38 protein-coding genes are annotated in these 24078 nt (G+C 44.9%); all 38 read left to right on the top strand.

The features are described from left to right. Window positions 1-406: 406 nt before the first annotated feature. The 38 genes from EJE48_RS02170 to EJE48_RS01985 all read left to right on the top strand — a co-directional run bounded on the left by EJE48_RS02170 (window position 407) and on the right by EJE48_RS01985 (window position 24035). Window positions 407-1495: an iron-containing alcohol dehydrogenase family protein gene (locus EJE48_RS02170; protein ID WP_118582955.1), complete on the top strand. Its 1089-nt coding sequence runs from the start codon at window positions 407-409 to the stop codon at window positions 1493-1495. Between the two features lie 243 nt (window positions 1496-1738). Beyond that, window positions 1739-2881, top strand: a complete 1143-nt coding sequence (locus EJE48_RS02165; RefSeq protein WP_016406922.1) for an acyl-CoA dehydrogenase — start codon at window positions 1739-1741, stop codon at window positions 2879-2881. 34 nt (window positions 2882-2915) lie between these two features. Then, window positions 2916-3707, top strand: a complete 792-nt coding sequence (locus EJE48_RS02160) for an electron transfer flavoprotein subunit beta/FixA family protein (RefSeq protein WP_016406921.1) — start codon at window positions 2916-2918, stop codon at window positions 3705-3707. Window positions 3708-3736: 29 nt separating this feature from the next. After that, complete coding sequence (locus tag EJE48_RS02155) at window positions 3737-4789, top strand: electron transfer flavoprotein subunit alpha/FixB family protein (protein ID WP_124984255.1); 1053 nt, start codon at window positions 3737-3739, stop codon at window positions 4787-4789. 528 nt (window positions 4790-5317) lie between these two features. Then, window positions 5318-5632, top strand: coding sequence for a 30S ribosomal protein S10 (gene rpsJ, locus EJE48_RS02150; protein WP_016407831.1), 315 nt, complete (start codon window positions 5318-5320; stop codon window positions 5630-5632). Between the two features lie 192 nt (window positions 5633-5824). Further along, window positions 5825-6454: a 50S ribosomal protein L3 gene (rplC, locus tag EJE48_RS02145; protein ID WP_016407830.1), complete on the top strand. Its 630-nt coding sequence runs from the start codon at window positions 5825-5827 to the stop codon at window positions 6452-6454. Between the two features lie 27 nt (window positions 6455-6481). Beyond that, the gene (rplD, locus tag EJE48_RS02140; protein ID WP_016407829.1) at window positions 6482-7102 is read left to right on the top strand and encodes a 50S ribosomal protein L4; all 621 of its coding nucleotides are present in this window, start codon (window positions 6482-6484) and stop codon (window positions 7100-7102) included. Then, window positions 7102-7401: a 50S ribosomal protein L23 gene (rplW, locus tag EJE48_RS02135; RefSeq protein ID WP_016407828.1), complete on the top strand. Its 300-nt coding sequence runs from the start codon at window positions 7102-7104 to the stop codon at window positions 7399-7401. Before rplD ends, rplW begins: the two co-directional genes overlap by 1 nt. Window positions 7402-7546: 145 nt before the next feature. Next, on the top strand, window positions 7547-8377 hold the full coding sequence (gene rplB / locus EJE48_RS02130; RefSeq protein ID WP_124984254.1) for a 50S ribosomal protein L2: 831 nt from the start codon (window positions 7547-7549) through the stop codon (window positions 8375-8377). A gap of 61 nt (window positions 8378-8438) precedes the next feature. Next, on the top strand, window positions 8439-8723 hold the full coding sequence (gene rpsS / locus EJE48_RS02125; protein ID WP_016407826.1) for a 30S ribosomal protein S19: 285 nt from the start codon (window positions 8439-8441) through the stop codon (window positions 8721-8723). 30 nt (window positions 8724-8753) lie between these two features. Then, window positions 8754-9143 (top strand): 50S ribosomal protein L22, encoded by a 390-nt coding sequence (gene rplV, locus EJE48_RS02120; protein WP_016407825.1) that lies wholly within the window; start codon window positions 8754-8756, stop codon window positions 9141-9143. Window positions 9144-9154: 11 nt separating this feature from the next. Then, window positions 9155-9799, top strand: a complete 645-nt coding sequence (rpsC, locus tag EJE48_RS02115) for a 30S ribosomal protein S3 (RefSeq protein ID WP_016407824.1) — start codon at window positions 9155-9157, stop codon at window positions 9797-9799. Window positions 9800-9816: 17 nt separating this feature from the next. Then, window positions 9817-10254: a 50S ribosomal protein L16 gene (gene rplP / locus EJE48_RS02110; protein WP_016407823.1), complete on the top strand. Its 438-nt coding sequence runs from the start codon at window positions 9817-9819 to the stop codon at window positions 10252-10254. Continuing rightward, the gene (rpmC, locus tag EJE48_RS02105) at window positions 10251-10460 is read left to right on the top strand and encodes a 50S ribosomal protein L29 (protein WP_016407822.1); all 210 of its coding nucleotides are present in this window, start codon (window positions 10251-10253) and stop codon (window positions 10458-10460) included. Before rplP ends, rpmC begins: the two co-directional genes overlap by 4 nt. A gap of 34 nt (window positions 10461-10494) precedes the next feature. After that, window positions 10495-10749, top strand: a complete 255-nt coding sequence (rpsQ, locus tag EJE48_RS02100) for a 30S ribosomal protein S17 (RefSeq protein ID WP_016407821.1) — start codon at window positions 10495-10497, stop codon at window positions 10747-10749. A gap of 25 nt (window positions 10750-10774) precedes the next feature. Beyond that, complete coding sequence (gene rplN / locus EJE48_RS02095; RefSeq protein WP_016407820.1) at window positions 10775-11143, top strand: 50S ribosomal protein L14; 369 nt, start codon at window positions 10775-10777, stop codon at window positions 11141-11143. A 24-nt stretch (window positions 11144-11167) separates the two neighbouring features. Continuing rightward, window positions 11168-11470 carry a 50S ribosomal protein L24 gene (rplX, locus tag EJE48_RS02090; RefSeq protein ID WP_016407819.1) on the top strand — a complete coding sequence of 101 codons (303 nt, stop codon included), beginning with the start codon at window positions 11168-11170 and terminating at the stop codon, window positions 11468-11470. Window positions 11471-11497: 27 nt separating this feature from the next. After that, window positions 11498-12037 (top strand): 50S ribosomal protein L5, encoded by a 540-nt coding sequence (gene rplE / locus EJE48_RS02085; protein WP_016407818.1) that lies wholly within the window; start codon window positions 11498-11500, stop codon window positions 12035-12037. Between the two features lie 13 nt (window positions 12038-12050). Beyond that, a complete protein-coding gene (locus EJE48_RS02080) occupies window positions 12051-12236 on the top strand; it encodes a type Z 30S ribosomal protein S14 (protein WP_016407817.1) in 186 nt (61 codons plus the stop codon). Between the two features lie 19 nt (window positions 12237-12255). Next, window positions 12256-12657 carry a 30S ribosomal protein S8 gene (gene rpsH / locus EJE48_RS02075; protein WP_016407816.1) on the top strand — a complete coding sequence of 134 codons (402 nt, stop codon included), beginning with the start codon at window positions 12256-12258 and terminating at the stop codon, window positions 12655-12657. 31 nt (window positions 12658-12688) lie between these two features. Continuing rightward, window positions 12689-13231: a 50S ribosomal protein L6 gene (gene rplF / locus EJE48_RS02070; protein WP_016407815.1), complete on the top strand. Its 543-nt coding sequence runs from the start codon at window positions 12689-12691 to the stop codon at window positions 13229-13231. Between the two features lie 73 nt (window positions 13232-13304). After that, window positions 13305-13673: a 50S ribosomal protein L18 gene (rplR, locus tag EJE48_RS02065; RefSeq protein WP_016407814.1), complete on the top strand. Its 369-nt coding sequence runs from the start codon at window positions 13305-13307 to the stop codon at window positions 13671-13673. An 18-nt stretch (window positions 13674-13691) separates the two neighbouring features. After that, window positions 13692-14195 (top strand): 30S ribosomal protein S5, encoded by a 504-nt coding sequence (gene rpsE, locus EJE48_RS02060; RefSeq protein WP_016407813.1) that lies wholly within the window; start codon window positions 13692-13694, stop codon window positions 14193-14195. A 14-nt stretch (window positions 14196-14209) separates the two neighbouring features. Beyond that, window positions 14210-14389, top strand: a complete 180-nt coding sequence (gene rpmD, locus EJE48_RS02055) for a 50S ribosomal protein L30 (RefSeq protein WP_016407812.1) — start codon at window positions 14210-14212, stop codon at window positions 14387-14389. Between the two features lie 17 nt (window positions 14390-14406). Further along, entirely contained in the window at window positions 14407-14847 is a 441-nt protein-coding gene (gene rplO, locus EJE48_RS02050; RefSeq protein ID WP_016407811.1) for a 50S ribosomal protein L15, read from the top strand. After that, on the top strand, window positions 14848-16116 hold the full coding sequence (gene secY, locus EJE48_RS02045) for a preprotein translocase subunit SecY (RefSeq protein ID WP_016407810.1): 1269 nt from the start codon (window positions 14848-14850) through the stop codon (window positions 16114-16116). It begins immediately after the preceding gene. A 259-nt stretch (window positions 16117-16375) separates the two neighbouring features. Continuing rightward, the gene (locus tag EJE48_RS02040) at window positions 16376-17005 is read left to right on the top strand and encodes an adenylate kinase (protein WP_016407809.1); all 630 of its coding nucleotides are present in this window, start codon (window positions 16376-16378) and stop codon (window positions 17003-17005) included. 289 nt (window positions 17006-17294) lie between these two features. Further along, the gene (locus EJE48_RS02035; RefSeq protein ID WP_124984253.1) at window positions 17295-17567 is read left to right on the top strand and encodes a KOW domain-containing RNA-binding protein; all 273 of its coding nucleotides are present in this window, start codon (window positions 17295-17297) and stop codon (window positions 17565-17567) included. A 21-nt stretch (window positions 17568-17588) separates the two neighbouring features. Then, window positions 17589-17807 (top strand): translation initiation factor IF-1, encoded by a 219-nt coding sequence (gene infA / locus EJE48_RS02030; protein WP_004034723.1) that lies wholly within the window; start codon window positions 17589-17591, stop codon window positions 17805-17807. Window positions 17808-17823: 16 nt separating this feature from the next. After that, window positions 17824-17937, top strand: a complete 114-nt coding sequence (rpmJ, locus tag EJE48_RS02025; RefSeq protein WP_016407807.1) for a 50S ribosomal protein L36 — start codon at window positions 17824-17826, stop codon at window positions 17935-17937. A 237-nt stretch (window positions 17938-18174) separates the two neighbouring features. Further along, on the top strand, window positions 18175-18543 hold the full coding sequence (gene rpsM, locus EJE48_RS02020; RefSeq protein ID WP_016407805.1) for a 30S ribosomal protein S13: 369 nt from the start codon (window positions 18175-18177) through the stop codon (window positions 18541-18543). Window positions 18544-18574: 31 nt separating this feature from the next. Further along, entirely contained in the window at window positions 18575-18976 is a 402-nt protein-coding gene (gene rpsK, locus EJE48_RS02015; protein ID WP_016407804.1) for a 30S ribosomal protein S11, read from the top strand. A 24-nt stretch (window positions 18977-19000) separates the two neighbouring features. Then, window positions 19001-19603 carry a 30S ribosomal protein S4 gene (gene rpsD / locus EJE48_RS02010; protein WP_118582625.1) on the top strand — a complete coding sequence of 201 codons (603 nt, stop codon included), beginning with the start codon at window positions 19001-19003 and terminating at the stop codon, window positions 19601-19603. Window positions 19604-19690: 87 nt separating this feature from the next. Then, the gene (locus EJE48_RS02005; RefSeq protein ID WP_016407802.1) at window positions 19691-20650 is read left to right on the top strand and encodes a DNA-directed RNA polymerase subunit alpha; all 960 of its coding nucleotides are present in this window, start codon (window positions 19691-19693) and stop codon (window positions 20648-20650) included. 110 nt (window positions 20651-20760) lie between these two features. Further along, on the top strand, window positions 20761-21303 hold the full coding sequence (locus EJE48_RS02000) for a bL17 family ribosomal protein (RefSeq protein ID WP_016407801.1): 543 nt from the start codon (window positions 20761-20763) through the stop codon (window positions 21301-21303). A gap of 211 nt (window positions 21304-21514) precedes the next feature. Then, window positions 21515-22372: an energy-coupling factor transporter ATPase gene (locus tag EJE48_RS01995; protein ID WP_118582628.1), complete on the top strand. Its 858-nt coding sequence runs from the start codon at window positions 21515-21517 to the stop codon at window positions 22370-22372. Further along, complete coding sequence (locus tag EJE48_RS01990; RefSeq protein WP_016407799.1) at window positions 22357-23214, top strand: energy-coupling factor transporter ATPase; 858 nt, start codon at window positions 22357-22359, stop codon at window positions 23212-23214. Before EJE48_RS01995 ends, EJE48_RS01990 begins: the two co-directional genes overlap by 16 nt. Next, window positions 23211-24035, top strand: coding sequence for an energy-coupling factor transporter transmembrane component T family protein (locus EJE48_RS01985; RefSeq protein ID WP_118582631.1), 825 nt, complete (start codon window positions 23211-23213; stop codon window positions 24033-24035). The genes EJE48_RS01990 and EJE48_RS01985 overlap by 4 nt, the downstream gene beginning before the upstream one ends. Window positions 24036-24078: the final 43 nt, after the last annotated feature.

The following is a 24078-nucleotide window of genomic DNA, read 5'->3' as shown; positions in this document are numbered from 1 at the left end:
AATCTCATTTTGCAGGATGCAATAAAAAAAATACCAGTCTTTTCGTGGGATTGGTATTTTTTATTTGTGCAAAGTGTGGGAGAGAGAGGGGAATCCTTCGTATAGAAGTAATTTAAAAAAATTAAACATAAGGTTTAATTTTGTGAAATTAGCAACAAAAATGAACAAATTTTCAGCAAAAAAAGGAAGAAAAAGGCATATTTTCTTGTTCATTGTTCCGAAGATGATTTGTTGTTTGCGAAATTGATTGAAAAATAAAGGGTTTTTTCATATACTTTATTTGTATAACAACGGAATGTATTTCCGCTGTGTACAAAGAGGAGCCTGCTTGACAGGTATGAAAAGTTTTTGTTCAAAATAATGAGGAAGTTTTTGAGAATTTAAATTTTTTAGGAGGAATGTAATTATGGCAAACAATACTGTATTTTTCCCCGGCTATTCCGCAGGTGAAAATGCTTACAAGGAAATCGACAAGGTATGCTCTCCCTATGGTACAAAGGCTGTTGTTATCAGTGATGAAATTTCTATCAACGCAACAAAGAAATATCTGGATGAAGCAACACAGGACGGTATTGTAAAGATTGATTATATCCTGTTCCCCGGTGAAGCATCCTTCGAGGCTGTAGAAGACCTGGAACAGAATGAAATTGTGAAAAATGCAGATATGATTTTCTGTCTGGGCGGCGGCAAGGCCATTGATACGGGTAAGCTGCTGGCTCACAGAATGAATAAGCCTTACTTCACATTCCCCACTATTGCATCTACATGCGCTTGTAACTCCGCGCTGGGAATTTACTACTACCCCAACCACGAGTTCCGCACCTTCTTCCGCGTGGACAGACCCCCCGTACATATCTTCATCTCTACAAAGGTTATCGCAGAAGCACCCGCTGCATTCCTGTGGGCAGGCATCGGCGATGGCATGAGTAAGGAAACAGAGGTAAGATTCTCTGCAAGAGGCAGAGAGCACGAGCTGACACTGGAGGAACAGGCAGGCGTTGCACTGGCAGCATGCTGCACAGAGCCTCTGCTGAAATATGGCGTACAGGCAATGGAGGACTGCAGAAACAACCGTGCATCCAAGGCAATCGAAGAGGTTGCACTGAACATCTTCATCAACACAGGTATGGTTTCCAACATGGTTGACTCTGCAAAATACAACACATCCTTGGCACACGCTTTCTTCAACGCAAGCACAACACTGCCTCAGATTGAAGCAAGACACAAACACGGTGAGGTTGTTTCCTACGGCACACTGCTGCTGCTGACACTGGATAAGCAGTATGACAAGCTGGAAAGATTCTTCGACTTCTACAAAGGCATGGAGCTGCCTACAAAGCTGGCTGACCTGGAAATCGAGGTTGACGAGTTGGATCCCGTACTGGAGCTGGCAGTACAGAGATATGACCTGGATGTGGTTCCTTACGAAATCACACCTGCTATGATTAAGGATGCAATTCTGGAATTAGAAGAATATAACAAAAAAAGAGCATAATTAGGGGAATTCAGGGGGGTCTTTATTGTCAATTTTGTTGATATGCAGAGCCCCCTGAAAATTGTTTAGTTTTTTTAAAAAAACACTCTGGTAAAACAGAAAAAAGTACATTATACTAGGATAGTGTGAAAAAATCGAAAAAATCGAGGATTTCATCTATATAAACCGTGAGACTTGTCTCACAAGAGCAAAAGACGATGCGTCTAAAGACACAAGCAAATGTTTAAAGGAGGAAACAAATTTATGGAATTCGGATATTCTAAGGAGCAGGTACTGCTGAGAGAAATGTACAAGAAATTCGCTGAAACGGAAATCAAACCTCTGGCAGAAGAACTTGACGAAGAAGAAAGATTCCCCGTAGAAAGCATTCCCAAACTTGCTAGATACGGTTTTATGGGCATTCCCTTCCCTAAGGAATACGGCGGCGCAGGCGGCAACTATCTGACATACGCAATGGCAGTTGAAGAACTGGGTAAGGTATGCGCGACTACAGCAGTTATCGTTTCCGCTCACACATCTCTGTGTGCAGGTCCTATCTATTACTTCGGTACAGAAGAACAGAAACAGAAATATCTGGTACCCCTGGCAAAGGGCGAAAAAATCGGTGCATTCGGCCTGACAGAGCCCAGTGCAGGTACAGACTCCTCCATGCAGCAGACAACAGCTGTTCTGGATGGTGACGAATATGTTCTGAACGGTACAAAGGTATTTATCACAAACGCAGGCTACGCTGATATTTATGTAGTTATCGCTATGACAGATAAATCTAAAGGCAATAAGGGCATTTCTGCTTTCATCGTAGAAAAAGGCACACCCGGCTTCTCCGTTGGTAAGAAGGAAAGAAAAATGGGTATTCGCGGTTCTGCAACCTGCGATCTGATTTTTGAAAACTGCAGAATCCCCAAGGAAAACATCCTGGGCAAAGAAGGTCAGGGCTTCAAGATTGCAATGCAGACACTGGATGGCGGCCGTATCGGTATCGCTTCTCAGGCTCTGGGTATCATGCAGGGTGCAATCGATGAATGTGTGAAATATGTAATGGAAAGAAGACAGTTCGGCAAGAAGATCGGTCAGTTCCAGAATACACAGTTCGAGCTGGCAGATATGGCTACAAAAGCAGAGGCTGCAAAGCTGCTGGTTTATGAAGCAGCGGCAACAAAGGATGCAGGCAAGCCTTACAGCCATCTGTCTGCAATGTGCAAATACTTTGCCGGCTCTACAGCAAGCGATATCACAAGAAGATGCCTGCAGCTGTTCGGTGGCTATGGTTATACAAGAGACTACCCCGTAGAAAGAATGATGCGTGACGCGAAGATCACAGAAATCTACGAAGGTACATCTGAAGTTCAGAAGATGGTTATCTCCAGCTGGATGAAACTGAAATAATTTGACATAAGAGAACGGAAGGAGAAAAAAATCCATGAAGATTTTAGTTTGTATCAAACAGGTTCCCGATACAGTTGAAGTAAAGATTGACCCCAAAACAGGCACACTGATTCGTGACGGTGTACCCTCTATCATCAACCATGACGACAAGACAGGTATCGAAGCTGCACTGAGAATCAAAGAACAGCTGGGCGGCACAGTAACAGTTGTTTCCATGGGCCCCCCTCAGGCAGACGTTGCACTGAGAGAAGCACTGGCTATGGGTTGTGATGATGCTTACCTGGTATCCGCAAGAGAATTCGGTGGTTCCGATACTTATGCTACATCCGGCATCATTGCAGCAGCGCTGAAGCACATCGGCTATGATCTGATCATCACAGGTCGTCAGGCTATCGACGGTGACACAGCTCAGGTTGGTCCCCAGATTGCTGAGAAGCTGCACCTGGCTCAGGTTTCCTATGTAGAAGAAGTTGTAGAAGCAGCAGAAGATCATGTTGTTGTAAAGAGACAGTTTGAAGATGGTTACCACATCGTAAAGGTAAAAACACCCTGCCTGCTGACAGCTATCGCTGAGCTGGCAGAACCCAGATATATGTCCATCGGCGGCGTTTTCGATGCATACCAGAAAGAAATCAAGGTTCTGGGCTTTGAAGACCTGAAGGACGACCTGGAACTGGATATGATTGGTCTGAAGGGTTCCCCTACAAACGTATTCAAATCCTTCACAAAAGAAGTGAAGGGCGCAGGTACCATTCTGAATGGTTTGACACCCGAAGAAGCGGTTGATGCAATCGTGAAGAAGCTGGAAGAAAAATTCATTATCTGATTTTGAAATAGATTTAGGAGGCAAACCCAATGAGCAAAGGTATTTTTGTAGTAATGGAACAGAGATACGGCAAGGTTCAGAACGTAGGTCTGGAACTTGTTGGTGAAGCTACAAGACTGAAAGAAGATCTGAAGGATGACGTAGTAGCAGTACTGCTGGGTCATGATATCAAAGGCGAAGTTGACAAAATCTTCCACTATGGTGCTGACAAGGTTGTCCTGGTTGACGATCCCATGCTGAAGGACTATGTAACAGAACCTTACACAAAGGCTGTTTGCGAAGTTATCAAAGCATTTGATCCCGAAATCATGCTGTTCGGTGCTTCTTCCATCGGTCGTGACGTTGCTCCCCGTGTAGCATCTCGTGTAAAAACAGGTCTGGTTGCAGATACAACAGGTCTGAGAATGGCTAAGACACAGGAAGAACTGGACAAGGAAGCAGCAATGGGTAACGCAACACCCGAAAGAGCTCTGCTGATGACTCGTCCCGCATTCGGTGGTAACATCATGGCAACACTGATGTGCCCCAGAACAAAACCTCAGATGGCAACTGTACGTCCCGGCGTTATGAAAATGATCGCAAAGGACGAAACAAGAAAAGGCGAACTGGTTGAATTCAAGGTAGATTTCACAGCAGCAGACATGAACGTTGAAATCGTTGAAGCTGTTAAATCCGACAAGAAATCCGTTGACCTGACAGAAGCAAAACTGATTGTTTCCGGTGGTCGTGGTGTTGGTTCCGCAGAAGGCTTTGATGTAATCAGAGATATGGCTGATGCACTGGGCGCAGAAGTTGGTTCTTCCAGAGCATGTGTAGACGCTGGCTGGATTGAAAAAGACAGACAGGTTGGTCAGACAGGTAAGACAGTACGTCCCGACCTGTACATGGCATGCGGTATTTCCGGTGCTATCCAGCACGTTGCAGGTATGGAAAACTCTGAACTGATCATCGCTATCAACAAGAACGAATCCGCTCCTATTTTCGAAGTAGCTGACCTGGGTATCGTTGGCGATCTGAAGCAGATCCTGCCTAAACTGGCTGACGCTGTAAGAAAATACAAAGCAGCAAAAGCAAACAGCTAATAAAAACCGATTGGTTATTAAGGACTCTCCGAAAGGAGAGTCCTTTTTTATCCGGAAACGGAGAAAGGAAATGTTTTTGACAGAAGGACAGATAGATATTTGGAGGCGGATTTGTTTTGCAGAAGGATAGTTCGGTTGATTTTCGAGAAAAAGTATTGTGCAATTTGTTTAAAAAATGATGGAAAGAGGGCTTGTTTTTTTATCGGAAATCAAAGAAAAATTCTGAAAAAATGCAAAAAAACACTTGCAATCCCTGTCTTTATGCCTTATAATAATAGCTGTTGTGACATAGAGTGTTGATACGGAAGGTTGCCGAAGCCGATGAATCAAGGGCTTACGGGTTTTTCCGAGGAGCGATGTCCAGTTCAAAGAAACCGGGCGACAAGGTCACTGTACTGAATATTTTGGGTTTGACTTACCGATGGGGTAAGTTTGCGTATCTGACGTTGCTGGATACACCCGGATGAGTGTGCAGTCACCACTTGTCGTGCTGAAATCAAAAAGTACGAAAAGGAGGGGACTTTTTTTATGGCTAATCCCAAAATCAGAATCAGTCTCAAAGCTTACGATCACAAATTGATCGACCAGTCTGCAGCGCAGATCATTGAAACAGCAAAGAAAACAGGTGCGCAGATCAGCGGCCCTATCCCTCTTCCCACAAAGAAGGAAGTTGTAACAATCATCAGAGCGGTGCATAAATACAAAGACTCTCGTGAACAGTTCGAAATGAGAACTCACAAGAGACTGATTGACATTCTTAGCCCTACACCCAAGACAGCAGACGCGCTGAGCCGTCTGGATCTGCCCGCAGGCGTAGACATTACTCTGAAAGTGATGAAATAATCAACGCTATCCCACACAGCAACGAGCGAAGGTTATTTTTAAACTTTATAAAGAAAACATCCAAAAAAGCTGGTTTATATAAGATAGATAAGTAACAGGAAGTTACAACTCTTATATGACTAGAATGATTACCTGGCGAAGACGAAGACTTCCGAAGGCAATCCGCTGTAGAAAATTAGGAGGTGCAACGAAATGAAAAAGGCGATCATCGCTAAGAAAATTGGTATGACACAGGTTTTCACAGAAAACGGTGCGCTGGTACCAGTTACAGTTCTTGAAGCAGGCCCCTGCGTTGTTATCCAGAAGAAAACAATGGAAAACGACGGCTATGAAGCAATTCAGGTTGGCTTTGCCGATGCAAAGGAAAAGAAAGTAACAAAGCCCATGAAGGGTCATTTCACAAAAGCAGGCGTAGCTGCTAAGAAATATGTGAAAGAATTCAAATTGGAAGATGCAGCAAACTATGAGGTTGGCGCAGAAATCAAAGCTGATGTGTTCGCAGCAGGCGACAAGGTTGACGCAAGCGGCGTTTCCAAAGGTAAAGGTTTCCAGAGTACAATCAAGAGATATAACGCATCCAGAGGGCCTATGGGTCACGGTTCCAAATCTCACAGAGTAGTAGGTTCCATGGGTTCTTCCGCTTACCCCAGCCGTGTTAAAAAAGGCAAAAGAATGCCCGGTCACATGGGTAGCGCAAATGTAACTATCCAGAATCTTGAAATTGTACGTGCTGATGCAGAAAAGAACCTGCTGCTGATCAAGGGCGCAGTTCCCGGTCCTAAGGGTTCCGTTCTGGTAATCAAAGACAGCGTAAAGGCTTGATAAACTTTACGAAAGGAGGAAACTAACATGGCAAATGTTGCAGTATTAAATATGGCAGGCGCTCAGGTAGGCACAATCGAGCTGAATGACGCTATTTTCGGTATTGAAGCAAATGAACATGTGATGCACCTGGCTGTAGTACAGTATCTGGCAAACCAGAGACAGGGCACACAGAGCACAAAAACACGCGCTGAAGTTCGTGGCGGTGGTAGAAAACCTTACAGACAGAAAGGTACTGGTAGAGCAAGACAGGGCTCCATCCGTTCCCCTCAGTGGGTTGGCGGTGGCGTTGTATTCGCTCCCAAGCCCAGAGATTATTCCTTCAAGCTGAACAAGAAGGTGAAAAGACTGGCACTGCAGTCCGCACTTTCCACAAAGGTTGCGGAAGGCAAAATCATCGTTCTGGATGAGCTGACACTGTCTGAAGTAAAGACAAAAGAAATGGTGAAGGTTCTGGGCAACATCAAATGCGACAACGCACTGATCGTTATGGACGGCTCCAACGAAAACGTAATGCTGTCCGCTAGAAATATTCCCACAGTTAAGACAGCTTCCGTAAACACAATCAATGTTTACGACCTGCTGAAATACAACAATCTGGTTGTAACAAAAGAAGCAGTAGAAAAAATCCAGGAGGTGTACGCATAATGGCTGATCTGAAATTTTACGACGTAATCGAAAGACCCGTAATCACAGAAAACAGTATGTCTGTACTGGATGAAAAGAAATATACTTTCATCGTACACCCTGAAGCAACAAAGGCTCAGATTAAAGATGCTGTTGAAAAAATGTTTGAAGGCGCTAAGGTAGCTTCCGTAAACACAATGAACTACGATGGCAAGCCTAAAAGAAGAGGTATGTTCTTCGGCAAAACAAAGAAATATAAAAAAGCAGTTGTGAAACTGACAGCTGACAGCAAAGATATTGAAATTTTTATGGGCATGTAAGCGAGAAAGTGCTGAAAAGCGATTGGTCGCATAGCAAGCCAACTTTCGAGCGGCAAACAACCATATAAAATCTTTAAGTGGAAACTTGCAAAACACACGGAAACGTGTAGACGATATAAAAATCCGAAAGGAGTGGAAACAAGAGATGGCAATTAAGAGATATAAACCCTATACACCATCCAGAAGACACATGACTGTGTCCGCATTCGATGAAATTACAAAATCCACGCCCGAAAAATCTCTGGTAGTACACCTGAGAAAAACTTCCGGCAGAAACAACCAGGGTAAGCTGACAGTACGTCACCACGGCGGCGGCGCAAAGATCAAATACAGACTGGTTGACTTTAAACGTAACAAAGACGGCGTACCTGCAATTGTTAAGGCGATTGAATACGATCCCAACAGAACAGCAAACATTGCTCTGATTGTTTATGCAGACGGCGTAAAATCTTATATTCTGGCTCCCGCAGGTCTGAAGGTTGGAGATCATCTGATGAACGGCCCCGAAGCAGAAGTTAAGCTGGGCAACACACTGCCCATGAGCAAAATCCCTGTTGGTGCTTCCATTCACAACATCGAAATGAAGCCCGGCAAAGGCGGTCAGCTGGTACGTTCCGCAGGGAATGTTGGTCAGCTGATGGCAAAAGAAGGCAAATATGCAACAGTTAAGCTGCCTTCCGGCGAAATGAGACTGCTGCCTATCGAATGCAGAGCAACAATCGGTCAGATTGGTAATGCAGACCACGAGCTGGTTCACATCGGTAAAGCCGGCAGAAAACGTCACATGGGCGTTAGACCTACAGTAAGAGGTTCCGTAATGAACCCTAACGATCACCCTCACGGCGGTGGTGAAGGTAGAGCACCTATCGGTCGTCCTGCTCCTATGACACCTTGGGGCAAGCCTGCAATGGGTTACAAGACAAGAAACAAACACAAAGCTTCCAACAAGTATATTGTTCGCCGCAGAAACGGCTAATAGATCCGAATGTGCCTAAGGCAGCTTAGGCACGAACAGAAAAAATAAGGAGGATTCATCAATGAGCAGATCTTTGAAAAAAGGACCTTTCGCTGACGATCATCTGCTGAAGAAGATCGATGCTATGAACGCAGCAGGCGAAAAGAACGTAATCAAAACATGGTCTCGTCGTTCTACAATCTACCCCGATATGATCGGTCACACAATCGCAGTTTATGACGGCAGAAAGCACGTGCCTGTATATATCACAGAAGACATGGTAGGCCACAAACTGGGCGAATTTGCACTGACAAGAACTTACAGAGGTCACGGCAAAGACGCAGAAAAGAAATCTAGAGTTCGCTAATTTATCCGATAACGAAAGGAGGTTTCGTTCATGGCAAAAGGTCATAGAAGCCAAATCAAAAAAGAAAGAAACATTGCAACACAGGAAAAAAGACCTCATGCTACTGCTAAATACGTAGGCATCCCCGCTCCCAAGGCGAAAATCGTTCTGGATCAGATTAAAGGCAAGGATGTTGCTACAGCAGCAGCAATGTTGAACTATAGCCCCAGACTGGCAGCAGAAATCATTGGTAAAGTACTGAAATCCGCTGTAGCTAACGCAGAAAACAACCTGGGTATGGACGTAAGCAAACTGTATGTGGAAGAAGTAAGTGCAGATCAGGGCCCTACAATGAAGAGAATTCGCCCCAGAGCACAGGGCAGAGCATATCGCATTCTGAAGAGATCTTGCCATATTTCCATCATTCTCAATGAGAGATAAGGAGGTACGAAATGGGACAGAAGGTTAACCCTCATGGTTTAAGAGTAGGTATCATCAAAGATTGGGATGCAAAATGGTATGCAGAAAAAGACTTTGCTGATAACCTGGTAGAAGACGTTAAAATCAGAAAATTCATCAAGAAGAGACTGTACGATGCAGGCATTTCCAAGATTACAATCGAAAGAACAGCCGGCAGAGTAAAGATCAGCGTATACACAGCAAAACCCGGTATTGTTATCGGTAAGAACGGTGCATCCATCGAAGCACTGAAGGCTGAGCTGCAGAAAATGACAGCGCAGAAGGTTGCTGTAAACATCGAAGAAGTAAAGAGACCCGAACTGGATGCACAGCTGGTAGCTGAAAACATTGCACTGCAGCTGGAAAACCGTGTGACATTCCGTCGTGCGATGAAGCAGGCAATGGGCAGAACAATGAAGTTCGGCGCAAAGGGTATCAAGACAATGGTAAGCGGTCGTCTGGGCGGCGCAGATATCGCTCGTGGCGAATCCTACCACGAAGGTACAATTCCCCTTCAGACACTGAGAGCTGACATCGACTATGGCTTTGCTGAAGCAGATACAACATACGGCAAACTGGGCGTAAAGGTTTGGATCTACAAAGGCGAAGTACTTCCTGTAAAGAATAATAAAAAGTAAGGAGGCGCTAAAGAATCATGTTAATGCCTAAAAGAGTAAAACATCGTAAACAGCAGAGAGGCAAAATGAGAGGCCGTGCATATAGAGGCAACAAAGTAACATACGGCGATTTCGGTATTATGGCGATGGAACCCACATGGATCACATCCAACCAGATCGAAGCAGCACGAGTTGCTATGACAAGACATATCAAACGTGGCGGTGACGTTTGGATCAAAGTATTCCCTGACAAACCCGTATCCGCAAAACCTATCGGTACTCGTATGGGTTCCGGTAAAGGCGCACCTGAATACTGGGTTGCAGTAGTAAAACCCGGCAGAGTAATGTTCGAAATCGGTGGCGTAGAAGAAGATAAGGCAAGAGAAGCGCTGAGACTGGCAATTCACAAACTGCCTATCAAGTGCAAAATCGTATCTAAAGCAGAAGCAGAAGAAATGGCAGGTGAACATCAGTGAAAACAAAAGGTTATGTAAATGAATTGATGGGTAAAACTGCAGATGAATTACAGAAGGACCTTGTTTCCGCGAAGAAAGAGCTGTTCAACCTGAGATTCCAGAACGCAACAAACCAGCTGGACAATACAGCGAGAATCAAGGAAGTTCGTAAGAACATCGCAAGAATCCAGACAATCATCACAAAGAAAGCAAGAGAAGTAAAATAATAGATATTCCGTTCGTTGAAAGGAGGAAATCATCGTGGAAAGAAATCTTCGTAAAACCAGAATTGGTAGAGTAGTTAGCGACAAGATGGACAAAACAATCGTTGTTGCTGTTGAAGATAAAGTAAAACACCCTCTGTATGGCAAAATCGTTAACAGAACATACAAACTGAAAGCTCATGACGAAAACAACGAATGCGGTATCGGCGATCGTGTTAAAGTTATGGAAACAAGACCTCTGTCCAAGGACAAGAGATGGAGACTTGTAAGCATCATCGAAAAAGCAAAATAATCCTTTTTGGAGAGGAGGACGAAATATGGTTCAGCAGGAAACCAGATTAAAAGTAGCAGATAACTCCGGGGCGAAAGAACTTCTGTGCATCAGAGTTCTGGGCGGCTCCACAAGAAGATATGCAGGCGTGGGCGACATCATTGTTGCTGCGGTTAAAGACGCAACACCCGGCGGCGTTGTAAAAAAAGGTGATGTAGTAAAGGCTGTTGTAGTAAGAACAGTTCATCCCGTAGGCAGAGCAGACGGCAGCTACATCAAATTCGACGAAAACGCAGCTGTAATTATCAAAGACGACAAAAACCCCAGAGGTACTCGTATCTTTGGGCCCGTTGCAAGAGAGCTGAGAGAAAAACAGTTCATGAAGATTCTTTCTCTGGCTCCCGAAGTACTGTAATAGGAGGTGCGACAGGTGGCTAATATGAAACTGAAAACCGGTGACAAGGTAGTTGTTATTGCCGGTAAGGATAAAGGCAAAGAAGGCAAGATTGTTGCTGTAGATAAAAAGAACAACCGCGTAATGGTTGAAGGCGTGAACATGGTTTCCAAACACACAAAACCCAACGCACAGAACCAGCAGGGCGGCATCATCAAGAAGGAAAACTTCATTCATGCTTCCAACGTAATGTACCTGCATAACGGCAAGGCTACAAGACTGGGCGCTATGATCAAAGATGGTAAAAAGGTAAGAGTAGCAAAGAAAACAGGCGAAGTAATCGACTAATAAATACCTGGTGAAAGGAGGCAAACAATGAGCAGATTAAAAGACTTCTATGAAGCACAGATCGTTCCTGAAATGACTAAGAAATTTTCTTATACAAATAAACTGGCTGTTCCCAAACTGGAAAAGATCATTATCAACATGGGCGTTGGCGAAGCAAGAGAAAACGCTAAGGTTCTGGATGGCGCTGTAAGAGATATGAGCATTATCTCCGGTCAGAAACCTGTAGTAACAAAGGCAAAAAAATCCATCGCGAACTTCAAGCTGCGTGAAGGTATGAACATTGGCTGCAAGGTTACTCTGAGAGGCGACAGAATGTATGAATTCACAGACAGACTGGTAAACATCGCACTGCCTCGTGTACGTGACTTCCGTGGCGTAAAAGCAAACAGCTTTGACGGCAGAGGTAACTACACAATGGGTATCAAAGAACAGCTGATCTTCCCTGAAATCGAATATGATAAAGTAGACAAGATCAGAGGCATGGACATCGTTTTTGTTACAACAGCAAAAACAGATGAAGAAGCAAGAGAACTGCTGAGACTGTTCGGTATGCCATTCGCTAAATAAGGGAGGGACAAAGATGGCTAAAAAATCTATGAAAGTTAAGCAGCAGAGAGCGCCTAAGTTCTCTACAAGAGCTTATACACGTTGCAGAGTTTGCGGCAGACCCCACTCTGTACTGAAAAAATATGGAATTTGCCGTATTTGCTTCCGTGAACTGGCATACAAAGGTCAGATTCCCGGCGTAAAGAAAGCAAGCTGGTAATTGAAAGGAGGAATTCACAATGTCTATGAGCGACCCTATCGCAGATATGCTGACAAGAATCAGAAATGCTAATACTGCAAAACACGATACAGTAGATGTTCCTTCTTCCAAAATGAAGAAAGCAATCGCTGACATCCTGGTAGCAGAAGGTTACGTAAAAGGTTACGAAGTAATCGAAGACGGTATCAAATCCACACTGCGCATCAGCCTGAAATATGGTGAAGACAAAAACGTAAAAGTAATCACAGGTCTGAAGAGAATTTCCAAACCCGGCCTGAGAGTATTCGCTGGCAAAGACGAGCTGCCTAAAGTTCTGGGTGGTCTGGGCACAGCAATTATTTCCACAGACAAAGGCCTGATGACAGACAAAGCTGCAAGAAAAGCTGGTCTGGGCGGCGAAGTTATCGCTTTCATCTGGTAAGATAGAGACAGAATTATAGGAGGTGCAGACCATGTCCAGAATCGGTAAATTGCCCGTAGTGGTACCCGCTGGCGTAGAAGTTAAGATTGGCGAAGGCAATCTGCTGACAGTGAAAGGCCCTAAAGGTACACTGGAAAGAAAATTATCCGCAGACATGAACATCGCAATGGAAGACGGTCAGATCGTAGTTACAAGACCCAGCGATCTGAAGAAGCATAGAGCATTACACGGCCTGACAAGAACACTGATCCACAACATGATTGTTGGTGTTACAGAAGGCTATGAAAAAACACTGGAAATCAACGGTGTAGGTTACAGAGCAGCAAAATCCGGTAAGAAGCTGACACTGACACTGGGTTATTCTCACCCTGTAGAAATGGAAGATCCCGCAGGCATCGAATCCATTGTTGAGGGTACAAACAAAATCATCGTTAAGGGTATTGATAAAGAAAAAGTAGGTCAGTTTGCAGCCGAAATCAGAACAAAAAGACCTCCCGAACCTTACAAAGGCAAAGGTATCAAATACGCTGACGAACACATCAGACGTAAAGTTGGTAAGACCGGTAAGAAATAATCTGCGCACGGCGGCGTAAGGTATATTTATATCGGAAAGTGACTAATTTTTGAAGAAACGGAGTGAATTTGCTATGATCAATAAGCCCAATCGTGCTGCGGCTCGTGTGAAAAGACACTACAGAATCCGCAACCATGTAAAAGGCACAGCTGCCAGACCTAGACTGGCAGTATTCAGATCCAATAAACACATGTATGCGCAGATCATTGATGACGTTGCGCAGCATACACTGGTTGCAGCATCCACAATGGAAGCTGAAATCGCAAGCAAGGTTGAATACACAAACACAGTAGCAGCAGCTGCTGCAGTAGGTGAAGCTGTTGCAAAGAAAGCAATCGAAAAAGGCATCACTGAAGTAGTATTCGACAGAGGCGGTTTTGTATACCAGGGTAAGGTTCAGGCACTGGCAGAAGCAGCTAGAGAAGCTGGCCTGAAATTCTAAGGCAAGGAGGAAAGTAAGTTGAAAAGAATCGATCCAAGCACTTTAGATCTGAAAGATAAAGTAGTTACCATCAACCGTGTATCCAAGACGGTAAAAGGTGGTCGTACAATGAGATTCTCTGCTCTGGTTGTTGTTGGCGACGGCAATGGCCATGTAGGCTGCGGTATGGGTAAGGCAGCTGAAATTCCCGATGCAATCCGCAAAGGGAAAGAAGCAGCGATGAAAAATATCATCAAAGTAGAAATGAACGATGTAGACAGCATCTACCACGGCGTTACAGGTGAATACGGCAGTGCAAGCGTACTGCTGATGCCCGCTCCCGAAGGTACTGGTATCATCGCTGGCGGTCCCGCGCGTGCGGTTCTGGAACTGGCTGGTATCCGTAACATCAGAACAAAATCCCTGGGCTCCAACAACAAACGTAACGTTGTAAGCGCAACCATCGAAGGTCTGTCCAGAGCGACAACACCCGAAGCTGTTGCGAAACTGCGTGGCATTTCTGTTGAAGAACTCTTAGGTTAAGGAGGATTAGACAGATGGCTGAAATTAAAATCACATTGGTGAAATCCACAATCGGTGCAATTCCCAAACATAAAAGAACAGTTCAGGCGCTGGGTCTGAACAAAACAAACAGTAGTGTAATTCAGCAGGACAATGCGGCAATCAGAGGTATGCTCCATCAGATTAGCCACCTTGTTAAAGTTGAAGAAGTTTGATTTTAGGAGGTGCCCAAATGAACTTATGCGAACTGAGACCCGCTGAAGGCTCCAGAGGTAAAAACTGGAGACGCGGCAGAGGTCATGCAACAGGCAATGGCAAAACAGCCGGCAGAGGCCATAAAGGTGCCGGTCAGCGTTCCGGTACAAGCGGCAAATGCGGCTTTGAAGGCGGCCAGATGCCTCTGTACAGAAGACTTCCTAAGAGAGGCTTCACATGCAGAAACAGCAAAGAAATTGTTGCAATCAACGTTTCCATGCTGAACGTATTTGATAATGATACAGTAGTAGACATTGATGCTTTGAGAAACGTTGGTCTGATCAGCAATCCCAGAGATGGCGTGAAGATCCTTGGCGAAGGCGATCTGGAAAGAAAGCTGACAGTTAAGGTTAACTACTTCAGCAAAACAGCTCAGGAAAAAATTGAAGCGGCCGGCGGCAAAGCAGAGGTGATTTAATTGTTTAAGATTTTCGTTAACTCTTGGAAAACGAAAGAAATTAGAAACAAGATTCTGTACACACTGATGATTTTTGCAATTGTCAGACTGGGTACACAGATCGCCCTGCCCGGTATCGATACCGCAGGTGTAATAGCAGCGAGAGAAAACGCATCCATGGCGGGCACACTTTACAGTGTAATCGCCGGTGGTGCGAACTCCAGCTGGTCTATTTTTGCAATGGGTATCGGCCCCTACATCAACGCATCCATCATTATGCAGCTGTTGACGATTGCGATTCCCAAGTTCGAACAGCTTTCCAAGGAAGGTCCGGACGGACGAAAGAAGCTGCAGTCCTATAGCAGATATCTGACGGTTATTCTGGCGTTGATTCAGGGTATCGGTCTGACTTACACATACCATAACATGTATCTGGTGCATAGTCCTCTGGTTTATGTTGCATCTGTATTTTGTCTGGTATGCGGCTCCACATTTGTTATGTGGTTGGCGGAGCAGATTACTGCAAGCGGAATCGGCAACGGTTCCTCTATGATCATCTTCATCAACATCGTTTCCAACCTGCCTACAGGCGCAGCAACGATGTACTACCTGATTTCCGGCAGCGGTGCAGCAGGTGCGGCGAAGGTAGCAGCAATTCTGTTGATTTTGATTGTTGTTCTTGCTTTCATTGTTTGTGTAAACACCGGTGAAAGAAGACTGCCTGTGCAGTATTCCTCCAAGATGGTAGGCAGAAAACAGGCAAGCGGCAGAAGTACAAACATGCCTATCAAGGTAAATACTTCCGGCGTTATTTCCATCATCTTTGCAATCTCTTTGCTGCAGTTCCCGCAGCAGATTGGAATGTTTATCCCCAATAAGGGCGCAACATTCACAAAGGTGACAGATGTTTTGAATATGACACACCCTATTGGTGCGATTATTTATATTATCCTGATTTTCTTCTTCACATATTTCTACACATCCATCGTAATCAATCCAAACGAAATTGCGATGAACATGAAGAAGAACGGTGGTTTCATCCCCGGTATCAGACCCGGTCAGCCCACAAGCGCTTACATTACAAGAGTCGTAAACAGAGTAACACTGGTTGGTGCAGTCTGCTATGCGGTTCTGGCGATGGTGCCTGTTGTTCTGCAGTGGATCTTTAAGGTAAATGTAGGCTTCGGTGGTACAACACTGATCATCGTTGTTGGTGTTTGCCTGGATATCGTAAAAGCACTGGAAAGCCAGCTGCTGATGCGCCACTATAAAGGTTTTTTGAATGACTGATAACAATCGCTTGGGAAATGCTTTCGGGCATTTCCCGAGGGGTTGTTTTGTGCTATGAAGGACTTTTCCTGTGACTGACCGATGGTTTTGCTTGCATAAACAGAGGGAAGGGCATTTGAAAAGCCAAAGGCGTGAGTAAGCCACAGGCTTACGAATGTACTTTGCAGTCGGCAGACTGACATTCATAGGCAATAATCTGGGGAGATTATATAACACGATAAAAAAGAGAAGGCCATCTATTAAGAAAAGAGGTAATCGTATGAAATTAGTACTGATCGGCGCACCCGCAGCAGGTAAAGGGACACAGGCTGCAAGACTGGTAGAGCATTACGGCATTGCTCACATTTCCACAGGCGACATGCTGAGAGAGGAAGTTGCAAAAGGCACAGAGCTGGGCAATCAGGCAAAGAGCATTATGGCAGCAGGAGGCTTGGTTTCCGATGAACTGATTATCGCTATTGTACAGGAAAGAATCAAAAAAGACGATTGCGCGAAGGGTTTTATCCTGGATGGTTTCCCTCGTACGGTTGTACAGGCTGAAAAGCTGGAGGATATGGTAAAGCTTGACCATGTTGTATATATCAGCGCACCCGATGAAGTGATGCTGGAAAGACTGACAGCAAGAGAAAGCTGTCCCAAATGCGGCGCAACATATAACAAGCTGTTCCTGCCCGCAAAGGTTGCAGGTGTTTGTGATAAATGCGGCGAAGCACTGACACAGCGCAAGGATGACACTGTTGAAGCAGGTAAGGCAAGAATTGCTACCTTCCACGAACAGAGTGAACCTCTGGTGGACTTCTACAAGAAGAAAGGCATCTTGTTTGAAGTAGATGGTACACAGGCGATTGACGAGATTACAAAGGCAATCATCGCAGGCCTGGATAAATAAGAAATGTAAAAAAATCGACAGAAAATGATGGGATGTGATTTCTGTCGATTTTTTCTTCCTATATAATATAGAAGAAAAAATATTACTGTATAAATAGTAACATTAAAAATAGAGTATTCATAAAAATGAAAATAGTGTATACTTGATAGGCTTATGAAAATAGCGTGTACCTATGCGGGAAGGTGAATACAGGCACCTTGGGAAAGCGATTTTTTGAGCAAAACCGTTCTGATCACGAGCGGAGAGCCGGAAATTCTTACGTTATGCGAAGGAAAATGAGGTGATGTCGTTGGAATATCAGATCGGCCAAGTGGTTTATTCCAAAAGCGGTCACGATCAGGGTGACGTGCAGATGATTTGTGCGATTGAGGGGGAATACCTTCTTCTTGCAGACGGCAGACGCAGGAAGCTGGAAAAGCCCAAACGCAAAAAGAAGAAGCATGTTCAGCCTACTTTCTATGTAGAAAAGGATGTGGCTGCGAAATTGCAGACAGGGGAATATCTTCTGGATGCAGATATCAAGAAGGCATTGAAAAAGTACCAGCAGGTACGAGATGTTTAATGTTTAAGGAGGTTTACGGTCTTGTCTAAAGATGACGTAATCGAAGTAGAAGGAACCGTACTGGAAAAATTACCCAACGCCATGTTTCAGGTTGAACTGGAAAACGGTCACCAGATTCTGGCGCACATTTCCGGCAAACTGCGTATGAACTTCATCCGCATCCTGCCCGGTGACAAAGTGTTAGTTGAAATGTCTCCCTATGATCTGACAAAAGGTCGTATCATTTGGAGAGCAAAATAAGGAAGGAGCGATCACAATGAAAATCAGACCCTCTGTAAAACCCATGTGTGAAAAATGCAGAATCATCAAGAGAAAAGGTCGTGTAATGGTTATTTGTGAAAATCCCAAACATAAACAGAAACAGGGCTGATAATTTATTATGGGCTTGCGGGGGAGAACCCCAAAGAGCCGAATTGATAAATCCGTCAACTATACTGGGAGGAGCATACAGTTAATGGCAAAGGCGGCGCCGACTTGTAGGCGCGTAAGGCACATGACTGACGGTCTATCTCCTTTGTTCGTAATGCCCAACGAGTATCGCACTGTGTTTATGTAAAAAACATTTATTTGAAACTTATCGTGAAAAATTACAGGAGGTGCAAGAATAATGGCACGTATTGCTGGTGTAGACTTACCTAGAGAAAAACGCGTAGAAATCGGCCTGACTTATGTTTATGGCATTGGCCACTCCAGCGCTGTTCGTATTCTGAATGAAGCAGGTGTTAGCCTGGATACAAGAGTGAGAGATCTGACAGATGAAGAAGTGTCCAGAATCCGTGATGTCATCGACAGAACTCAGACTGTAGAAGGTGACCTGAGAAGAGAAATTGCTCTGAACATCAAACGTCTGATCGAAATCGGCTGCTACAGAGGCATCCGCCACAGAAGAGGTCTGCCTGTTAGAGGTCAGAAGACAAAGACAAACGCAAGAACAAGAAAAGGTCCCAGAAAGACCGTTGCGAACAAGAAGAAATAATTCGATATTTCGATAAGGAGGTTTGAGGCAAATGGCAAAGAAAACTGTGAAAAAGGCAACGACTCGCAGACGCCGTGATAAAAGAAAAGTAGAACGTGGCCAGGCTCATATCCAGTCCACTTTCAATAATACAATCGTTACAATTACTGACGCAGCAGGGAATGCGCTTTCCTGGGCAAGTGCTGGTCAGCTGGGCTTTAGAGGTTCCAGAAAATCCACACCCTATGCAGCACAGATGGCTGCAGATACAGCTGCAAAAGCTGCTTCCGATTACGGTCTGAAGACAATTGAAGTTTTCGTAAAAGGCCCCGGCAGCGGTCGTGAAGCTGCAATCCGTGCCCTGCAGGCAGCAGGTCTGGATGTAACACTTATCAAAGACGTTACACCCGTTCCTCACAACGGTTGCAGACCCCCCAAACGCAGAAGAGTATAACCTAATATTAGGAGGTGTAGATCAATGGCAAGAGATAGAGTTCCCGTACTGAAAAGATGCAGATCCCTGAACCTGGATCCCATCTATCTGGGTATTGATAAAAAATCTAAAAGACAGAATCAGAGAGCAAACAAGAAAATGTCCGAATACGGTCTGCAGATGAGAGAAAAACAGAAAGCAAAATTCATCTACGGCGTACTGGAAAAACAGTTCAGAGGTTACTACGCACAGGCTGAAAAGATTGCCAAAAAAGAAGGCATCCCCGGCGAAAACCTGCTGATGCTGCTGGAAATGAGACTGGACAACGTAATGTTCAGACTGGGCTACGGCAGAACAAGAAAAGAAGCTAGACAGATTGTTCGTCACAAACACGTAACCGTAAACGGCAAGGCAGTGGATATCCCTTCCTACCAGGTTAAGGTTGGCGATGTAATCGAAGTGAAAGAAAAATACAAAACAATTCAGAGATACAAAGACGTTCTGGCTGCAACAGACGGCAGAATCGTTCCTGAATGGCTGTCCGCTAACCACGATGCACTGAGCGGTACAGTTGTGGCGAAGCCCACAAGAGTACAGATTGATGTTCCTGTAGAAGAAACACTGATTGTCGAACTGTACTCCAAATAATCATCGATTGTGTAGAGAAGTCAAAGGTAACGCCGTGGGGCTATATGCCCTGCGGCACTCTATCATAAAAAAGGGAGGTTTGAACGAGTGTTTGAATTTGAAAAACCTCGCATTGAAATTGCTGAAATGGCACCCGATGGCACATACGGTAAGTTTGTTGTAGAACCCCTGGAAAGAGGCTATGGTACAACTCTGGGCAACTCCCTGAGAAGAATCCTGCTGTCCTCTCTGCCCGGTGCTGCAGTAAGCAATGTGAAAATTGATGGTGTACTTCATGAATTTAGCGTGATTCCCGGCGTAAAAGAAGACGTTACAGAAATCATTCTGAATTTGAAAGGTCTTGCGATCAAAAATACAAGCGAAGGCAATGAGCCTAAGATTGCTTACATTGACGTGGAAGGCGAAGGCGAAGTAAAGGGTTCCGATATCAAATGTGACAGTGATATTGAGATTCTGAATCCCGAACATCATATCGCAACACTTTCCGGTGGCGCAGGCAGTAAGCTGTATATGGAGATCACAATCAACAAGGGCCGCGGCTATGTTGGTGCAGACAAAAACAAAAAAGACGATCAGCCAATCGGTATGCTTCCGGTAGACAGTATTTTCACACCTGTTACAAGAGTAAACTTTTTGGTGGAGAATACGCGTGTCGGTCAGATTACTGACTACGATAAGCTGTCTCTGGAGGTTTGGACAAACGGAACAATCGCACCCGATGACGCTGTAAGTTTCGGCGCGAAGATCCTGAATGAACACCTGAACCTGTTCATCGACCTGTCTGATAATGCGAAAGATACTTCTATCATGGTAGAAAAAGAAGAAGGCAAGAAGGAAAAAGTTCTGGAAATGAGCATTGAAGAACTGGATCTGTCTGTGCGCTCTTATAACTGCCTGAAACGTGCCGGCATCAATACGGTTGAAGATCTGGCAAATAAGACAGAGGACGAGATGATGAAGGTTAGAAACCTTGGACGCAAGTCTTTGGAAGAAGTATTGAACAAAATGGCGGAACTGGGTCTTTCCCTGAAGCCTAGTGACGAATAATTTCGTCATAGAGTAACCTATTATTTACCGTTTGATTACGGCTCCACATAAGACCGAAGAGTGGTGGAGACGGGCTCAGTCAGACGGGTATCCATGAGGAGGATTTAACCATGCACGCATCCGGTTATAGAAAACTTGGTAAAACAACACCCCAGAGAAAAGCTCTGCTGAGAAACCAGGTAACAAATCTGCTGTATCACGGCAAAATCAAAACAACAGAAACAAGAGCAAAAGAAGTAAAGAGAATCGCTGAAAAGCTGATCACACTGGCTATCAAAGAAAAAGATAACTTTGAAGAAGTTACAGTAGCAGCTAAGGTTGCAAAGAAAGATGCAAACGGCAAACGTGTGAAAGAAGTTGTAAACGGCAAGAAAGTAACTGTTTATGACGAAGTGCAGAAAACAATCAAAAAGGATAAGGCTTCCAGACTGGTTGCAAGAAGAGCAATTCTGGCTTACCTGTACCCCGTTACAGAAGTTCCTGCTGACGGCAAGGCAGTAAGAAAGAACACAAAGAAGGTTGACATGGCAGCTAAAATGTTCGACGAAATCGCTCCCAAATATGCCGGCAGAAACGGCGGTTACACAAGAATTGTGAAACTGGGCGCAAGAAAAGGCGACGGCGCTATGGAAGTTATTCTGGAACTGGTTTAATTTGATTCCGAATAGAAAATCAGAGACTTGCAAATAAGCGAGTCTCTTTTTTTATACTCGAAAAATGTAAGGGTACAATTTGGGAGAATCAGAGAGAATTACTGGGATTCTATTGACTTTTTAGCGAAAACTCCGTATCATATTGATAGCTGTGAGCATTTGCGCAATAGACTATACGAGGCGAAGAAACGCCGGAGAAACAGGTGAAATTATGAAAATGGTGAAGGCTGAAGGTCTGACCTACGAATATACAAAAATTATGGAAACAGACCACGGCACGGAGGAGCATCGGGTGGTTGCGTTGAAAAACGTGAACATCGAAATTGAAAAGGGTGAATTTGTTGTAGTTCTGGGGCATAACGGCTCCGGAAAGTCTACATTTGCGAAGCATATTAACGCATTACTACAGCCCACAGGCGGTACATTGTGGGTAAAAGGAATGAACACGCAGGAGGAAGGCTTGATTTGGGAGATTCGCCAGACGGCAGGGATGGTATTCCAGAACCCCGATAACCAGCTGGTTGCAACGGTGGTTGAGGAGGATATTGCATTTGGCCCCGAAAATATGGGCGTACCCCCGAAGGAAATTCGGATGCGCGTGGATGAAGCACTGGATGCAGTGCGAATGAAGGAATTTGCGGCTTATACGCCTTCCAAGCTTTCCGGTGGGCAGAAACAGAGAATTGCCATTGCAGGCGTGTTGGCGATGAAGCCGGACTGTATTGTTCTGGATGAGCCTACGGCAATGCTTGATCCTGTCGGCCGGCGAGATGTTATGGAGACGATTGAGCGTTTGAATAAAGAAGAAGGCATTACGGTGATTCTCATTACGCATTATATGGATGAGGCTGTGCGTGGAGATAAGGTATATGTGATTGATGACGGTGACCTTGTGATGAAGGGTACACCGAGAGAAATTTTTGTACAGGTGGAGAAGCTGAAGGAATATGGACTGGATGTGCCGCAGGTGACAGAGGTGACATACCTGCTGAGGGAAGAGGGTATTGATTTGCCCGCGGATATTCTGACGGTCGAAGAAATGGTAGGTGCATTATGTCAATTCAATTAAATCATTTGACACACGTTTACAACGAAGGCACCACCTTTGAAAAAGTGGCATTGAACGATGTGACACTGGAGATTCAGACGGGCGAATTTATCGGCTTAATCGGGCATACCGGCTCAGGAAAATCCACGCTGATTCAGCATCTGAACGGCATTATTTCTCCTTCTTCGGGTGAAATTCTGCTGGACGGCGAAAATATCCATAAGGATAAGGCAAAGCTGAAGGAGGTGCGCAGACGGATTGGTCTGGCGTTCCAGTATCCTGAATATCAGCTGTTTGAAATGACAGTATATAAGGATGTTGCATTCGGCCCGACGAATCTGGGGCTGTCTGCGGAGCAGATTCATGAAAATGTGGTTGCGGCATTAAATATTGTAGGAATTGACGAGACGTTTTACGAAAAATCTCCGTTTGAGCTTTCCGGCGGGCAGAAGCGCCGTGTGGCAATCGCAGGCGTGCTGGCAATGAATCCGGAGGTGCTGATTCTGGATGAGCCTACCGCGGGGCTTGACCCCAAGGGCAGAGATGAAATTCTGGCGGCAATCCACAAGCTGCATGAGGAAAGAGGAATTACGGTTATTCTGGTGAGTCACAGTATGGAAGATGTGGCAAGACTGGTAGACCGTATTATCGTGATGCACAAGGGCAAGGTTGCTATGACAGGTACGCCCAGAGAGATTTTTTCTCATCCCATGGAGCTGGAGCAGATGGGACTGGCGGCACCGCAGGTTAGCTATGTTTTTGCAAAGCTGAAGGAAAAAGGCTATGATGTGCCGACGGATATTTATACGGTTGAGGAAGCAAGGGATGCCTTGTTAAAATTGGTAAAGCAGGTGAAAGCATGATTAGAGATATTACAATCGGTCAGTATTATCCTGCGGAATCTGCCATTCATAAGATGGACGCAAGGCTGAAGCTGATGATTACCTTTGTTTTTATTGTAACTTTGTTTTTGGTGAATACCTTTGTGGGGTATGTGTTTGTTATTGCCTGCATGGGGCTGACAATTCGGGCATCGAAGGTGCCGTTTAAATTTATGACACGCGGTTTGAAGAGTATTATCGTTATTATTCTTTTTACGGTGGTCATCAATCTGTTCATGACGCAGGGGGAGCATGTTCTGCTGCGCGTGGGCTTTTTGCGGGTGACAATGGAGGGGGTACTTCTGGCGGCGAAAATGTGCGTCCGTCTGGTGCTTCTGATTATCGGTTCCTCTGTGCTGACATTGACGACAACGCCCATTCAGCTGACAGATGCCATCGAATATATTTTGAAGCCCTTCAAAAGAATCGGTGTGCCTGCGCATGAAATCGCAATGATGATGACGATTGCGCTACGCTTTATCCCGACACTGCTGGATGAAACGGATAAGATTATGAAGGCACAGCAGGCGAGAGGTGCCGATTTTGATACGGGCAATCTGATTCAGAAGGCGAAATCCTTGATTCCCATTCTGGTGCCTTTGTTTATTTCTGCATTCCGCAGAGCGGAGGAGCTGGCAATGGCGATGGAAGCAAGATGCTACCATGGGGATGAACACCGCACGAGAATGAATGTGATGACAATGAAAAGCAGCGATTACCGCGCGGCAGTGATGGCTGCGGTCTATACAGTTGTGATTATCGGGCTGCGGTTTGTGGCAAAGGCAGTGCCGTTTATTATTTAAGGAAGAAACACTCTTTGAGAAATGTTCTCGAAGAGTGTTTTTT

Origin of the sequence: Anaerotignum faecicola (genome assembly GCF_003865035.1) — a bacterium.
Lineage (GTDB): Bacteria > Bacillota > Clostridia > Lachnospirales > Anaerotignaceae > Anaerotignum_A > Anaerotignum_A faecicola.
Note: the sequence above shows the minus strand (reverse complement) of the source record. Positions and strands in the feature narration are given on the sequence as shown.